The 15,669-nt window shown below is 64.1% G+C and carries 12 protein-coding genes; 5 read left to right on the top strand and 7 right to left on the bottom strand.

Translation table 11 applies throughout. The features are described from left to right. Nucleotides 1–39 precede the first annotated feature (39 nt). The 4 genes from MPARV_RS0119715 to MPARV_RS0119700 are packed head-to-tail and all read right to left on the bottom strand — an operon-like array spanning nt 40 to nt 5,672. Entirely contained in the window at nt 40–2,166 is a 2,127-nt protein-coding gene (locus MPARV_RS0119715) for a heavy metal translocating P-type ATPase (protein WP_020379488.1), read from the bottom strand. After that, nucleotides 2,166–4,493 (bottom strand): heavy metal translocating P-type ATPase, encoded by a 2,328-nt coding sequence (locus MPARV_RS0119710; RefSeq protein ID WP_051012079.1) that lies wholly within the window; start codon nt 4,491–4,493, stop codon nt 2,166–2,168. The genes MPARV_RS0119715 and MPARV_RS0119710 overlap by 1 nt, the downstream gene beginning before the upstream one ends. Continuing rightward, nucleotides 4,486–5,460 (bottom strand): hypothetical protein, encoded by a 975-nt coding sequence (locus MPARV_RS0119705; protein ID WP_020379486.1) that lies wholly within the window; start codon nt 5,458–5,460, stop codon nt 4,486–4,488. The genes MPARV_RS0119710 and MPARV_RS0119705 overlap by 8 nt, the downstream gene beginning before the upstream one ends. After that, nucleotides 5,457–5,672: a heavy-metal-associated domain-containing protein gene (locus MPARV_RS0119700; RefSeq protein WP_031279496.1), complete on the bottom strand. Its 216-nt coding sequence runs from the start codon at nt 5,670–5,672 to the stop codon at nt 5,457–5,459. Before MPARV_RS0119700 ends, MPARV_RS0119705 begins: the two co-directional genes overlap by 4 nt. A 429-nt stretch (nt 5,673–6,101) precedes the next feature. On the opposite strand from MPARV_RS0119700, the gene MPARV_RS23265 reads away from it, so the two are divergent. From MPARV_RS23265 to MPARV_RS0119670, 5 genes are all read left to right on the top strand, one after another. Further along, nucleotides 6,102–7,526: a D-alanyl-D-alanine carboxypeptidase family protein gene (locus tag MPARV_RS23265; RefSeq protein WP_235045327.1), complete on the top strand. Its 1,425-nt coding sequence runs from the start codon at nt 6,102–6,104 to the stop codon at nt 7,524–7,526. A 325-nt stretch (nt 7,527–7,851) separates the two neighbouring features. Beyond that, on the top strand, nt 7,852–9,507 hold the full coding sequence (locus MPARV_RS0119690) for an IS1634 family transposase (protein ID WP_020379483.1): 1,656 nt from the start codon (nt 7,852–7,854) through the stop codon (nt 9,505–9,507). A 163-nt stretch (nt 9,508–9,670) separates the two neighbouring features. Next, nucleotides 9,671–10,177 (top strand): sortase domain-containing protein, encoded by a 507-nt coding sequence (locus MPARV_RS0119685; protein WP_157789751.1) that lies wholly within the window; start codon nt 9,671–9,673, stop codon nt 10,175–10,177. A 456-nt stretch (nt 10,178–10,633) separates the two neighbouring features. Continuing rightward, nucleotides 10,634–11,029, top strand: coding sequence for a BlaI/MecI/CopY family transcriptional regulator (locus tag MPARV_RS0119675; RefSeq protein ID WP_012226033.1), 396 nt, complete (start codon nt 10,634–10,636; stop codon nt 11,027–11,029). A gap of 23 nt (nt 11,030–11,052) precedes the next feature. Next, the gene (locus MPARV_RS0119670; protein ID WP_162143630.1) at nt 11,053–11,913 is read left to right on the top strand and encodes a M48 family metalloprotease; all 861 of its coding nucleotides are present in this window, start codon (nt 11,053–11,055) and stop codon (nt 11,911–11,913) included. A 45-nt stretch (nt 11,914–11,958) separates the two neighbouring features. Here MPARV_RS0119670 and MPARV_RS21820 read toward each other — a convergent pair whose 3' ends face one another. The 3 genes from MPARV_RS21820 to MPARV_RS0119650 form a co-directional block, all read right to left on the bottom strand. Further along, a complete protein-coding gene (locus MPARV_RS21820; RefSeq protein ID WP_020379480.1) occupies nt 11,959–12,447 on the bottom strand; it encodes a cupredoxin domain-containing protein in 489 nt (162 codons plus the stop codon). 1,025 nt (nt 12,448–13,472) lie between these two features. Continuing rightward, nucleotides 13,473–13,904: a helix-turn-helix domain-containing protein gene (locus tag MPARV_RS23260; RefSeq protein WP_238538860.1), complete on the bottom strand. Its 432-nt coding sequence runs from the start codon at nt 13,902–13,904 to the stop codon at nt 13,473–13,475. A 464-nt stretch (nt 13,905–14,368) separates the two neighbouring features. After that, nucleotides 14,369–15,669: RCC1 domain-containing protein (locus MPARV_RS0119650; protein ID WP_020379477.1), on the bottom strand; the 1,301-nt coding region annotated here is incomplete at its 5' end.

Genomic DNA, 15,669 nt, shown 5'->3' with positions numbered 1-15,669 from the left:
CCTGTCTGGTGAGATGCGGGTCATTCGTGCGATTGCCGCCTACGGCTGTTCGACCAATTGACGGTCGAGAAGCTTGGCGGCGCTTTGGGCAGGACTCAGATCGAGTCGGCGCAGCAACTGGGCGTTGAGCGCTACCACGACGGTAGATGCCGACATGAGGATGGCGCCGACGCTCATGGGGAGCACAAACCCGACCGGCGCCAACACTCCAGCGGCCAGCGGTACCGAGATCAGGTTGTAGCCGGCGGCCCACCACAGGTTTTGCTTCATTTTGCGGTACGAGGAGCGGGAGAGGTCGATGACCGAGAGCACCGAGCGCGGGTCCGAGCTGGCCAGAATCACCCCGGCCGATCCGATCGCGACGTCGGTACCGGCACCGATTGCGATGCCAACATCGGCCCTGGCGAGGGCTGGTGCGTCGTTGACACCGTCACCGACCATCGCCACTTTGTGGCCCTCGGATTGCAGTTCGGCAACCTTGGCAGCTTTGTCCTCGGGTCGAACCCCGGCGTACACGCGGTCGATGCCCAGTTCAGCGGCGACCGTGTCGGCGACCGACTGGGCGTCGCCGGTGATCATCACCACCTGCGAGCCTGCTGCGTGCAGGCCAGCGACAGCGTCGTAGGACTCGGGGCGGACCTCATCGGCCAGGCGCAACGCTCCGATCACGGTGTTGTCGGCGAGGACGTGGAGGATGATGGCGCCCTCGGTGCGCCATTCATCGGCAATGGGCAGTTCGTTCAATGCGTGCTGCTCGAGCAGGTACGGCCCCCCGACCTCCACGACCACACCGTTCACCGTTGCCTTGACCCCGACCGCCGGGGAGGAAGAAAAGTCGGTGGCGCCGGGCCGGTCCAGCTCACGGGTCTGTGAGGCGCCAACGATGGCTTTGGCGAGGGGGTGCTCGCTGTCGCCCTCGGCTGCTGCGGCCAGCATGACGACCGAGTCTGCGGTTCGTCCCTCGATGGGCTCAATCCCGGTGACGGTGGGTTCGCCCTTGGTCAGCGTGCCGGTCTTGTCGAAGAGGACCGCATCGACGGTGCGCATGGATTCCAACGCAAGGCGGTCCTTGACCAGGACCCCGCCACGGGCGGCTCGTTCGGTGGCGATGGACACCACCAGCGGGATCGCCAGACCCAGTGCGTGTGGGCAGGCGATGACCAGCACCGTGATGGTCCGAACCACCGCGTCGTCCGGCATGCCCAACAACGACCAGACCACGGCCGTGATCGCGGCGGCGCCCAGGGCGAACCAGAACAGCCATGCAGCGGCGGTATCTGCGACGCGCTGGGCACGGGAGGTGGATGCTTGGGCATCGGTGACAAGCTTTTGGATGCCCGCCAATGCGGTGTCGTCGCCGATCGCGGTCACCTCGACCCGCAGGCCCGAATCGGTCGCTACCGTCCCCGCAACCACGTGCTCGCCCACGTCGCGTCGGACCGTCTTGGACTCGCCGGTCACCATCGATTCGTCCATGCTGGCGGAACCTTCGACGATCTTGCCGTCGGACGGGACCGACGCTCCGGGTCGGACGATCACCACGTCGCCGACGGCCAGTTCGGCAGGTGAGACGATGATCACTTCGTCTCCATCGACCTTCTCCGCCTCATCAGGAAGCAGGGCGGCGAGCGAGTCCAGGGCCGAGGTGGTTTGGGCCAAGGAACGCATCTCGATCCAGTGGCCCAGCAACATGATGACCACCAACAGTGCGAGCTCCCACCAAAACTCCAACTCCGAATCGAGCAGTTGCAGGCTCGCTCCCAGCGACGCGATGAAGGCCACGCTGATCGCCAGGCTGATGAGCAGCATCATCCCCGGCTTGCGAGCGCGGACCTCCGAGATACCCCCGGTCAGGAAGGGCGAGCCACCCCAGAGGTACATGACTGTGCCCAGCAAAGGGGAAACCCACAACACCCAGGCGGCGTCGGGCAACTGATAGCCAACCAGGTCGGCGAACATCTCGCTGAACCCCACCACCGGGACTGCGAAGACACACATGATCCAAAACAGACGACGGAACTGCCCGACGTGATCACTGTGACCGTGTTCGCCGTGTTCGCCGTGTTCGCCGTGTTCGCCGTGTTCGCCGCTGTCAGCGGTCTTGACGTGCTCGTCGGAATGATCGAGCACGTCGGTGTGCGAGCTGTCCGGGTGTTCGTGGCTCATCATTGCGGTCCCATTCTGATTGCCGGTTCCGGCTTGGCCGGAGCTGGTGCGGGATCCTCGGCGCGGGTCTTGAACGTCCGCAGCCGGAGGCTGTTGGACACGACGAACACCGACGACAGCGCCATCGCTGCGCCGGCGAGCATCGGGTTGAGCAGCCCAAAGGCGGCCAGCGGGATCGCCGCGGCGTTATAACCGAAGGCCCAGAACAAGTTCATTTTGATCGTGCGAAGCGTGCGGCGGGAGAGGCGGATCGCATCCGACGCAGCTCGCAGGTCGCCGCGTACCAGCGTGATGTCTGCGGCTTCGATCGCTACATCGGTGCCGGTGCCCATCGCCAGGCCAAGGTTCGCCTGTGCGAGCGCCGGGGCGTCGTTGACGCCGTCGCCGACCATCGCCACGACCTTGCCCTCGGCCTGGAGCCGGGCGACGACGTCGACCTTGTCCTTGGGGAGCACTTCGGCGATGACCCGCTCGATGCCGACCTCGGCGGCGACCTGCTCGGCCACGGCCTGGTTGTCACCAGTGAGCAGCACCGGGGTCAGCCCCAGATGCTTGAACTGCTCGATCGCCTGGGCGCTAGTGGGCTTGACCTGGTCGGAGACCACCAGAACACCCCGGGCCTGTCCGTCCCAGCCGACAGAGATCGCGGTCTTGCCCTGCTGCTCGGCGGCCTGCTTGGCCATCCGCAGATCCTCGTCGAGGTGCTGGGACCACTCGGCCAGCAGCGTCTCGCGTCCGGCGAGCACCGCTCGTCCCTCGACCGCTCCCTGCACCCCCTTGCCTTCGATGTTCTCGAATGACTCTGGCGTGGGCAGGTCGCCGACCTCGGCGGTGGCCCCTGCGGCGATGGCCCGGGCGATGGGGTGCTCGGAGGCATCCTCCAACGCTCCAGCCAGACGGAGCAGTTCGGCCCGGTCTGTGCTGGATCCAACGATGACGTCGGTCAGCGTCATTTGTCCGGTGGTCACGGTGCCAGTCTTGTCGAGCACGATCGTGTCGATGCGCTTGGTCGATTCCAGCACCTCTGGCCCCTTGATCAGCACGCCCATCTGGGCGCCTCGTCCGGTGCCCACGAGGAGTGCCGTCGGTGTTGCCAGGCCAAGGGCGCAGGGGCAGGCGATGATCAGCACCGCCACCGCGGCCGTGAAGCCTGCGGACAGGGGGAACCCGGCCCCGATCCATGCCCCGAGGGTGGCCACGGCGATCGCGATCGCGATCGGCACGAACACGCCGGACACGCGGTCGGCGAGGCGCTGGATCTCGGCCTTGCCGGACTGGGCGTCCTCGACCAACTGGGCCATCTGTGCCAGCTGGGTGTCCGAGCCGACCCGGGTGGCGCGCACCACCAAGCGCCCTCCGGCGTTGACGGTGGCGCCGGTGACCGCATCTCCCTCGCCGACCTCGACCGGCACGGACTCGCCGGTAAGCATGGAGGCATCGATCGCGCTGTTGCCTGAGGTGACGGTGCCGTCGGTGGCGATCTTCTCTCCGGGTCGGACTATGAACTCGTCCCCGACAGAGAGTTCCTCAATCGGCACCTGCTGTTCTTTGCCGTCGCGCAGGATTGCCACCTCCTTCGCGCCGAGTTCCAACAGGGCCCGAAGGGCTGCGCCGGCAGTGCGTTTGGAGCGCTTCTCGAAGTAGCGACCCATGAGGATGAACGTGATCACCCCTGCGGCGACCTCCAGATAGATGTTGCCGAGCCCGTCGCTGCGCGAGATCGTGAATTCGAACGGGTGTACCACCCCGGGCTGTCCGGCGGTGCCGAAGAACAAGGCGACGATCGACCACGACATCGCGGACAGGGTGCCCACGGAGATCAGCGTGTCCATCGTGGCCGCACCGTGCTTCAGGTTCATCCACGTCGCCTGGTGGAAGGGCCATCCGGCCCACAGCACCACCGGTGCGGCCAGCACGAGCGAGGCAAAGCCCCAGTAGTCAAACTGCAAGGCGGGGATCATTGCCATGGCGATCACGGGCACCGCCAGAACCGTTGCGCCAATCAGCCGCTGACGCAGGGAACGCAGTTCGGCGTCCTCGGCAGACTCGACCTCAGCCTCGGAGTTGGAGCTTTGCGGCGGGGAGGGGAGCACGGCGGTGTAGCCGGTCTTCTCCACTTCTGCGATCAGGGTCTGCGGGTCGAGGTCGTCCGGCCCGGTGACGTGGGCCTTCTCGGTCGCGTAGTTGACGCTGGCGGTGATCCCGTCGAGTTGGTTGAGCTTCTTCTCGATTCGGTTTGCGCATGACGCGCAGGTCATGCCGCCTATCCGTAACTCCACGCTGCCGCTGGTGTTCTCAGCCGTGGTCGTGGCCGTCTCACTACTCATGATCGCCTCCGTGGTCATCGCCAGGTTCAACGCTGCCGTTGCGGTCCTGCTCGTCGTCTTCAGTTCGGGCGTCGATCGTCAGCGGGGCGGTGTGCACCCGTCCGTCGACTTGGAAGTTCAGGTAGAGCAGGTATCGGCCCGGGGTCGGGGCGTTGACCTCAAAGGTGATCTCAGGCCCGGACGATTCGACAGCGTGCGGAGCCTCCCCGGAGGGGTGGCCGTGCAGGTAAGCCAGGTCGCCTTCGCGTAAGGCCACCAAGTGCCCAAATGCACCGAGATACGGTTCCAGGTCCGTGACCGGCTGGCCGCCGCGGCGGACGGTCATCGTCAGCTTGGTCGATTCACCGGCAACCAAGTCACCCTTCACGTCGACCTCAAAGCCATCCACCTTTGTCGCTGTGGCCGGTTTGGTCGGAACCGGGTCGTAGTCCCCGGCGACCTGCACCGAGTTCGAAATCGTCGTGTCGACCCCCGTCGCTGCGGGGACGAAATCGGTGAACACCCGGTACGTTCCGGCCGCATCCCACTGCCATGGGATCGACCAGGTGCCGTCGACACTCATCTTGGGGTGAACATGACGGAAGTGCTGCCCATCCGCGCGCACAACGATCAGGTGCAGCTCCTTCTCGTGCTCGGACTGAAAGTCCGTCATCGGTTGCCCATCGGGTCCGGAGATGACGAGTGACAGCGGACCTTCCGAACCGATCTGGGCGGGGGCGACCAGGTCGGTGAGCTGGTATCCGTCGTTGGCGACGCCGAGGCCCAGCGAGAGTGCAACGGATGACGTTCCTCCCTGCCCGGAGGCGTCCGTCATGTTTCCTTCGCCGTGTTGGTTGGCCTGCGCCGTTTCATCAACCCAGTTCTGTGCGGTTTCCTCGGGGACGACCGCGTTGGCCGTGAATCCAGCCACGATGAACACGATCACGAGACCCAACCCGTAGAGGCCGAGCCGGGCAGGTGCCTTCATGTCTGCTGCCGCACGGCTTCGTACCCGGCCTCCTCGACAGCAGCGATCACGACGGCGTCGTCGACGGGCCCGTCGGCCGTCACGGTGAGGTGGCCGGTGTCTGCGCTGACCTTCACATCGGTGATACCGGGGATCTCCGACACCTCGACTCGGACCGCACCCTCGCAATGCCCACAGCTCATTCCGGTCACCTGGTACGTGGTTGTGTCCATCGCTATCTGCTCCTGCATTTGGGGGTCGATGCGGTACCCTATACCCCTATAGGGTATTAGTCAAGCTACTCCTGGACGGAGCGCGTGGCCTGATGTTCGTGTCCGGTGATTCCCGAAAGCGGCTCGCCGGGCAGAACTGAGTCAGCCGATCCTGCAAGCCACCCCCCGCTGCGCTATCGTTACAAGACCGTAACTAAACCGACATTTCCGTCGCGCGCTTGCGTGCAGTCCCAGCGGTGCGCCCTAACCGCTCCTCAGGTCCCGGGGTTGTCTCCGACTCTCCCGTTCACTTCCCCAAGAGGTGTGATGCGTTCCCTCAGCCCACCCGTGAAGCCGATCTTCGCTTGGCGGCATTCGCCGACGGTCAAAACTCGGTGGCGATCGGGGTGGGTGGCGGTAGCCGTTGCTCTCGTCGCCAGCGTGGCCTCGGTGTCGCTTCCCGCCAGCTTGGTCGGTGCAGCACCCGACCGGGCCGATCCCGCATCGGAAGCAAAGCGCCTCGCAAACGAGCGGGAGCGAGTTCGAACACGGCGGGCCTCGAAGGCTTCGCAGATCAATGTCCTCGAAGCTGACGACGCCAAGGTCTCCGCTGCCCTCACCGACCTCAACCAGAACGTCGGCTCCCAGCAAGACCTGCTGTTGCAGGCTCAGGAAGGCGTGCAGGATTCGCAGCGTCAGGCCGAGGAGGCTGAAAACCGGGTTGGCGATGCCGAGATCAAGCTGGGGAAACTGCGTGACGGTCTCGCAAACCGTGCCGCCAAAGCGTTCGTGACTATGCCCGGCCAGAGTTTGAGCGCCGCGTCGAACAGTTCCGGACCGGCCGAACTGATGACCCGCCGCACCTACCTCAACTTGGTGACCGGTAACGATCGGAACCAGATCGAGGATCTTCGGGCAACCGAAGAAGACCTCCGTGCGGCTCGGTCCAGCGCCAAGTCCGCGACGGAGCGGGAAGAGGACCGGCGGGGCGAGGTGTCGTCACGGTTGGGAAGGCTTCAGGCGGCGCAGGCCGAGCAGCTCGACTTCCAGGAAGACGTAGCCAACCGGATCGCGTCGGCCTCCGCTGAGGCAGAAGGCTTGGCCGTGCAGGACGAGAAGCTGTCGTCGGAGTTGGTTGAGCAACAGTTGGCACTGACTGCGCAGCTGAAGAAGGCTGAGGAGGAACGCGAAGCCAAGCTCGCCGCGCTTCAACAGGCCAAACTCAAGCAGGCGGCAGACCTGCAGGCCGCGGTCGACGAACACGAGGCCGAAGTGGCTCAGAAAGCCAAGGCAGAAGCAGCTGCGGAAGCCAGGGCGCAGGCACAAGCACAAGCCTCGAAACCGGGTCCTGCTCTAGCCCCGACCAAAGCTCCGGCTCCGACCAAAGCTCCGGCTCCGACCAAAGCTCCGGCTCCGACCAAAGCTCCGGCCTCGGCTCCGGCTCCATCGGGCGGCGGAGGAGCTGCGCCGGTGGGCATCACCGGAAGTGGCAACATCGTCAGCGTCGGCGGCATTCGGGTGCATCGATCAATCGCCGGCAACCTCGCCAGTCTGCTCGGAGCTGCACGAGCCTCGGGCATCAACTTCGGAGGCGGCGGGTTCCGCGACCCGTCCGACCAGATCCGTGTTCGCCGCAGCAACTGCGGTTCGTCCAACTATGCCCTGTATGAGGCTCCAGCCTCCTCGTGCAGGCCTCCGACCGCCCGTCCGGGATCGTCGCAGCACGAGAAGGGTTTGGCGATCGACTTCACGGCTGGCGGCCCGGCACTTCGCTACGGCAGCCCGGGCTACAACTGGCTGAAGGCCAATGCGGCCAGATACGGCTTCCGCAACCTGCCTGGCGAGCCGTGGCACTGGAGTACCAGTGGGAGCTAATGATGGGTCGTGACACCGACCTTGCGATCGCAAGGTTCGGTAACGTCCCCCGTGATTGACGACAACCGCGTAATGCACGAAGACACCCAGCTCCCGGCTGCCTTCGGCCGCCATACCAAGTGCGTCACCCACCCTTGTTATTGACTGATGCTCGCACGGTTCTTGTCCGGGGTTCCGCAGCTATTCGGGGTTTCTAGGTGTCCGACCGGCCGGAATCGTTGATACGAAAGGGTTTTGGGTTCGCCAAGGCAAAATTTGCCTAGGTACACGCCTGACGCCATAAGGCCATCAAACTACAGGCGTGTGAGCTACAGTCCTAGGCGTCATGTATGTGAAGACTGTGAAACGCAAACGCGCCGATGGCACCCAGGTCGCGTACCTCCAGTTGGCCCACAACGACTGGGACCCGGTCGCTGGACAGTCGATCACCAGGGTGATCCACAGCTTCGGTCGTGCCGACACCGTCGACCTCGAAGCGATTCGTCGGCTGATCGACTCGCTGTCACGGTTGCTGCCTGCGGGCGACAACCTTGCGATGTCGGGGACCGACGAGCTGGTGTTCGTGGGGTCACGGCCAATGGGCGCCAACTATGTCCTCGACGGGGTCTGGTCCCAGCTCGGCATCAACAAAACGCTACGGCGCCTGTTGAAAGGCCGCCGGTTGGACCCGAAGATGGAACGTGTCCTGTTCGCGTTGGTCGCGAACCGGGCTGTTGACCCTGGGTCGAAGCTTGCAGCGACGTCGTGGGTTGGGGAACGCACCCACGTTGACGGGCTCGACGACATGGGCTCGGACGCGTGTTATCGGGCGATGGACTGGCTTCTCGAATGCGAAACCGAACTCGCCGAGTCGGTCTACTGGGCGACCGCGGATCTGTTGAACCTTGAGGTCGACCTGTTGTTCTTCGACACGACCTCCACCTACTTTGAGACTCCCTCCGCCGACACACCCGCTGATGGGGCGACCGTCGGGTTCCGGACGTGGGGGAAATCGAAGGACCACCGTGACGATCTCCCCCAGGTCGTGATCGGGATGGCCGTCACAAGGACAGGTATCCCGATTCGGGTGTGGTCCTGGGCTGGGAACACCAACGACCAGGCGTTGATCCGTGAGGTCAAAGACGACCTCGCGGACTGGCGCCTGGGGCACGTCATCTGGGTTGCGGACCGGGGGTTCTCCTCTGCTGAGAACCGCCGTTATCTCCAACGCGCCGGCGGGAACTACATCATCGGCGAGAAAATCAGGGGCAACACCGAAGCCGCCCTGGTGTTGGCCCGGCCGGGCCGCTACCACGAGATCCGCGGCAATCTGCGGGTCAAGGAAGTGATCATCGACGACGGTGCGGCACGTGACCGGTTCGTGATCTGTCACAACCCCGAACAAGCCGAACGCGACGAGCTGATCCGAACCCAACTCGTTGGACGCCTCCAAACAGCGATCGACGGGACCGACCAAGCAACCCACGACGAACGCACAAAGCTGGCCACAGGGCTTCCCGGAGCTGTGCGCCGCTACCTCCGCACCACCAAAACCGGGCTGTTGCGTGTCGACAAGACAGCCATCAAGGCCGAAGCGAAGCTTGACGGGAAATACCTGTTACGCACCGCCGATCCGTCGCTGAGTGTCGAGGACATCGCGCTCGGCTACAAACAGCTCCTCGAAGTCGAACGAGGCTGGCGCGACATGAAATCCACCCTGGACCTCCGGCCCGTCTACCACCGGCTCGAAGACCGCATCCGAGCCCACGTCATCTTGTGCTGGCTCGCCCTGCTCCACATCCGGATCGTCGAGACCCGCACCAACGACACGTGGACCAACATCCGCCACCAACTCGACCAGATGCACCTCGGCACGTTCACCGGCACAGCCGGGACTATCGAGCGACGCACCGCTACCACCCCCGCCCAACAGAAAATCCTGGGCTCGGTCGGTCTCAAAGAACCCGCCGCCTACACCAGCATCACACCTACCACCACCTGAACCGGCCCCCACACGGCCCGAAACGGGCCCAAGGGCACCAAAACGCCTAGGTACACGGCTGCCATACCGCTGGGAGCCGTTTTTCCGCGCCCACACAAGGATCCAGGCACCTAGCCCAGTCCATCAGCTGCGGAACGCAGGCTTGTCCGGCTTGGGCAAAACGATGGTTTCCGTTGGAGTCATCGTCTTTTTGTTCGTGTCCTTCAAGCTCTGGGGAACCGAACTGGAGGAATCGCAACTCCAGGGCGACCTCACCGACGAGCTCAGCCGAACCCTCACCACCACACCCGGAGCCACTTCTGGCAGCACCTCCGCCGGTGCCGAGCCGAAAACCGATGATGAGCCGCAGACGCTTGACGAGATCACTGACTCGCTGGGTGATATCGATCCGGCCGACTCGAAGAAGCTACCCAAACCCGCCGAAGGCGAAAGCCTCGGGGTCATGCACCTCAAGCCCAGCCAAAATCAGGCTGGCATCGACATGCGCAAATTGTTCATCGAGGGCACCGACAAGGACGATCTGAAGGCGGGACCCGGCCACTACCCGGGAACGCCGTTTCCCGGGCAGAAGGGCAACGCATCCATCGCCGGTCACCGGGTCACCTACGGCGCACCTTTCCGTCGCATCGACGAACTGGTGCCGGCTGATGAGCAGGGGCCCGCCCACTAGATTGTTCCGCCGTCTGACTTGTCGGTGCTGGAGGACTTTGGCGACAACCGGCTGACGTTGACCGCCTGTCACCTGAAGTACTCGGCGGCCAAGCGGATCATCGTCGCGGTCGGCCGCTGGCCCCGAGGAGACACTTGACGAACTCGGGTGGCAGCCGGCGAATTTTCCACCGGCGCTGGCTTGGTCAGGCGCCGCGTTCGGCGTGTGGCTAGTGGACTGCGTCATCGGCCTTGGGGTGGGCTCAAGAAGGTGGATCGTGTACCTGGTTGCCCTCCCGCCGTTCTTGTACTGCTTGTGGTTCGCGTCTACCTGGATCAACCGGTGGATTCCCAGCTTGTGAACTCGGCAAGGCCGACGGTAAGCAAAATCCCGGTGGTTACTACGTCATGTCGTAGCAATAGGTTAACGTCTCTTGGCAGATCTGGGCACACGCAGAGAACTACCTCGCGTGGAGTCTTGAGTAAGGCTGAGGCGATCGCAGAGGAGGCGAATGTGGGGGAACGGCGCCCGATGGGGTCCCTCGAATCGAGCGTGTTGGAAGAGCTGTGGCGATCCAGTGACGCCCTAACCCCTGCACAAGTGCAGGCGGCCATCGACGGTGACCTCGCCTACACGACGGTGATGACCATCCTCACCCGGTTGTGGAAGAAGGGCCAGGTCACGCGATCGCGGATCGGGCGTGCCTACGCCTACGCTCCGACGCTTCCAAAGGCGGAGTTCCTCGCTGAGCGCATGGGTGGTGAACTGGAGCGAACCCCCGACCACTCGGCAGTGCTCACCCAGTTCGTGGACAAGCTCTCCAAGACCGATACCGAAGCGCTGCGAGCGATGTTGTCCGAGCTCGACGACTGATGGTGTTCGGTCTTGTTCTGCCGATGATTGTTGCGGTGGTCGCAGCGTCCGGAGCAGCGTGGGTGCAGCGACGTTTGCGTCCCGACTGGGCGACCTGGACCCTGACGGTGCTCTCGGTCGGCGCAGCGCTGGCGGTGCTGTGGGCCCTCACCGTTCTTGCGGCTGGCTACGCGGCGGAACAACCACGCCTGGCGGGAGCGATCGGGTGGTGTCACGTGTTGTTCACGTCCCATGACCGGGTACCGGCTCCCCTGGGTATTGGGGCATGGGCTGCCCTGGCAGCGAGCGCCGTATCGGTGAGGGCTCGCGTTCGCGCCCGGCGAGCGACCTTGCGGATGACCCATGATGACGTCGCACGATCGAGTGCGCCGATGGCCTACGCGGTTCCAGGCCGACCAGGTCGTGTGATCGTTTCAGAGGGCATGCTCAACACGCTCGACAGCGCAGAGCGACGCGTGCTGTACGCACACGAGCACTCGCACCTGCGACGCCACCACCACCGCTTCCGGCAAGTGGCCGATATCGCTGCCGCCGCAGTACCGCTTCTGTCGCCGCTCAACCGCCAGGTTCGGTTTGCGACCGAGCGATGGGCAGACGAGGACGCCGTGAACGAGGTCGGCGACCGGCGCCTGGTCGCACGTGCGGTGGCCCGTGCGGCGCTTGCGGCCTCGGACTCTGATTTGGGGCCCGCTGCGCTTGGCATCAACGGGTCGGGAGCGAGGGGGCGCGTCGAGGCGCTCATGGCCCCTCCCACCGGATTCGCCGCAGCCACGGTCGCCTGGGTGTCACTCGGTATGGCCGGACTGGTCATCAGCGTGGCCGGGTCAACCGTCCAGTTCCACCACCTCGTGGCGTTTCTCCTTCACATCTGCGGACTCGACTGAGAACAGCAACCCGACGTCCACCACGGGTGCCTCAGCGATGATGAGTTAGTCCGCTGCCACGTCGACTTCGCCGACCATGCCTGCCTCATAGTGGCCCGGGATGTGGCACCCGAAGAGCAGCGAGCCTGCTTCGGTGAATTCCCAAGTGAGGCTGTTGGTCTCGCCCGCACCGATTGAGATGGCATTGGGGTCGCCGTCCATCTCCATGTCTCCCATCTCCGCCATCTCCTCAGCATGTTCGTCCTGTACATCCGCGGGTCCCAAGGTGAATTCATGTGGAACCTCGCCAACGTTGTTAACGGTGAACGTGATGACCTCGCCCTTCTTGACATCCACGGCTTCCGGATCGAAGCGGAAGTCATCGCTAGCTTCGATCTCAATCACGCGGTCGGACTCCTGGGACTTGGCAGGCTGACCAAACTCGAACGACTCCGATGTCTGACCGTCCGTGCCGGACGCATCCTGGTCCGAGCAGCCTGCGAAGAGCAGCACGGCGCTTGCGAGTACGGGAACAGCAGTCTTGGAAAAGGGCACGGATACTCCAGAGATGATCGGGGGAAGGGCTCACCCAAGACTACTACAAGCTGTCGTACCATCACGTTCGCTCGACTGTGGGTGCCGAGGATCCTGCCTCAGAGGATCGGAGACACATGAGCTTGAATGCCCATCGCACTATCGGGTTCCGTATTGCTCGTGACTGGCGGAGTGCGCGCCGTGGGCCCCTGGCGCCATTACCATCTCCCCCGCTACAGCGCTCCGCTGTGACCAGCGAGGGCACAACGGTCGCCCCGTCAAGATGCCGCAACCTGCAAGGCGGACGCGAAGTCCGCAGCGTCAACTAAGCCAAGTGAGGCCACGTAAGGGACCTGATTTGCAGGGCAGGAGAGATTTGAACTCTCAACCTTCGGCTTCCAACGATGAGCAAAATGATGGGCGAAAGCCACGCGAGGGGCGTTTCTCGCCCAGGTGGTTGTGCGCTGGCCCAATCAGCGTTCGAACATCCCCGGATGCGTACTCCAACCGGCCGCGATCGACTTTTGCTCCCTGAGCTACGCAACGCTCATCAATCATGCGCCCAGCCGTTTCACCTGACGGGCCAACTAGGTGTCGAGTTTCTCGACGACTATGCCAAGACCCACCGAGTCGCGTCGCGTTCCGCTGTCGTGCAGCGTGCAGTCCGTCTGCTGCGGGCGTCGGAGCTCACCGACTCCTACGCGGCGGCGTTCACGGAGTGGTCAGACGATCCCGCCAACGCAGCCTGGGGGAGCGCCGCTCGCTCAACCGGCCCACAGACGCCTCAGGTGCCTGCGCTCGGTAGAGTCTCGACGCTTCTGCCCCGCCGGGGCAGAAAGCCCCGTGTAGCACCAGACCCCGCTGCAGGAGTAGCCCATACCAGGGTTGCGTTCACCAACGAGCTAGGCGCTACTGATCGGTGTTGACCGCCAGCTTGGATGAGGATGGGCTGGACACTCATGGTGAGGATGGATTTGGGGTGTGCGTCCTCATCGGAACTGTCGTTGGCGGGTTCTCGGGCGCGACGAAGCAGACCGGGATGGGTGTCAGCCGGGTCTCCACCACTGCTTTGAGAGGGGCACGTTCGCGATCAGCAGCCAGCCGCCGGTGATGAACGACCCGATCTGCTGAAGGGTGCCGGTCAAGCCGGGCACCGGTGGGGCTGTTCCGAAGCGCCGCTTCCACGCGCATGCTGCACCGGCGACCGTGTGGACCATGCACGCCAGCGGCGTGTCGAACTTTGGAAGATGATCGGGCTTGTAGCGCTCCAGGTCGGACCGGAAGATTCTGGCTCGATTCGCGATGATGTCGCTATTGGCCCGTGCTCGACGCAGCCAGCCTCTGACCGTTGTGGCGGGCACCCCGACCTGTTCGGCGACCTTCCGGTGTCCCAGCCCCTGAGCGGCGGCGGCGAGGGCCGCCCAGACGGTCTCGATGCTGTCGGTGCGTCTGGGGAACGCCCGGACTGGGATGAACACGTGGGTGCGATCGCATTGACGGCAGCGTGCGCGTCGTGGGGTCACCGAGTCGGTGCCACCACCGAGAAGTCGCACCGGTCGGGTTCGTGCGGTGCCCCAGGGTTGAAGGAATTCTGAGCAGTCCGATGCTGGGCAGGGCTGGACGCCATCGGTGACGCGGGTGGCGGCGGCTTCGGGATCGAGCACGAACAGCAAAGAAGAGCATTCCTTGAGTGTGGCCGTCGGGACGGCCGGCGGGGAGGGCGAGTTCGTGTTGAAGCCTGACCTCCGATTGACGTTCACCACCAGAACGGTCGGTTCGTCCTGATTGCCCCTTCGCTTAGGGTGGACATGATGGTGAGGACGACCCCGTCCTCACGCAACGTGTCTCAAACCCAGGCCCCCATGCTCATCAGGCATGGCGCTCAACAATCGGTGCGCCCATGTGAGACTGGCCCCAGTGGCGTTACCCGGTTCTACTTGGGCTAGACGTTGAACACCGGTGTTGGTGTCAATCGAGAAGTGTTGGTGCCGTCACCGAACTGACCGTTGTAGTTTGCGCCCCAGCAGACTGCAGTATCATCTTGTTTCAGCGCACACGAGTGAAAAGAACCGGTGCCGATGGTGTCGGCGTGTGTGAGTCCTGAGACGGGTTGGGGGGTCAACCGGTCTTCGTTGGTGCCGTCGCCCACCTGGCCGTAAGCGTTGCTCCCCCAGCAGACTGCGGTCCCGTCGAGTTTCACCGCACACGATTGTTTGACTCCGGCGCTGATGGTCTTGACGTTGTCGAGACCAGAGACCGCCGTTGGAGTCGACGACCGATCGATGATGCCATTGCCGAGTCTCCCGCTGTTGTCGCCCCAGCAGACTGCGGTCGTGTCAGACTTCACCGCACAAGCGTGTTGCGCCCCGGCGCTGATGGCAGTGACGCCGGAGAGCCCCGACACTGGTGCTGGGGTCAGTTTCTGGTCGGTGGTCCCGTTACCGAGTTGCCCAAATACGTTGTAGCCCCAGCAGAACACAGTGCCGCCAGACGTCAGCGCACACGAAAAGCGGTCGCCAACGCTGATAGCAGTGACATCGGAGAGTCCCGGGACTGGTTTCGGCGTCGAGATGCCGTCCAGGGTATTGTCGCCGAGTTGCCCATTGCCGTTTGCTCCCCAGCAGGAGACGGTGCCGCTCTGACTCAGCGCACACGAGTGATCGGTCCCGGCGCTGATGGCCGTGACGTCGGTCAGCTCAGCGACTGGTGTTGGTGTCAACCTCTGGGTGAGGGTTCCGTCGCCGAGTTGCCCACTGGCGTTGTAGCCCCAGCAAGCTGCGGTGCCATCAGATTTCACTGCACATGATGTTTGGAGCCCAGCGCTGATGGTGGTGACGTCCGCCAGTCCGGTGACTGGTGTCGGCGACAGACTCTGGTTGGCGGTTCCGTTGCCGAGTTGGCCGGAAGTGTTCCGCCCCGAACACGACACCGTGCGATCTTCTTTGATTGCGCACGAATGGCTACCGCCAACGGCCAACGCCGAAATTGGTGGTGCAGGCGGGCAATTCGAACGCCACAGGAACGTGGCCATTTGTGCTCGGGTGACGGGGTTTGATGGTGAGTATTTGCCTGGGCTGGTGCCGGAGGTGATGTGTTGTTCGATGAGCCAGGTGACCGCGGTCTCGTAGTAGCTGTTGGGTGGGATGTCGGTGAACCCGTGGGCTCCCATAGGTGCGGGTTCTCCGGCGGCGCGCCACAAGAACAGGGCCATTGGTGCTCGGGTGACCTTGCCCGACGGCGAGA

This window comes from Candidatus Microthrix parvicella Bio17-1, assembly GCF_000299415.1.
In the GTDB taxonomy this organism is placed as follows: Bacteria; Actinomycetota; Acidimicrobiia; order Acidimicrobiales; family Microtrichaceae; genus Microthrix; species Microthrix parvicella.
Note: the sequence above shows the minus strand (reverse complement) of the source record. Positions and strands in the feature narration are given on the sequence as shown.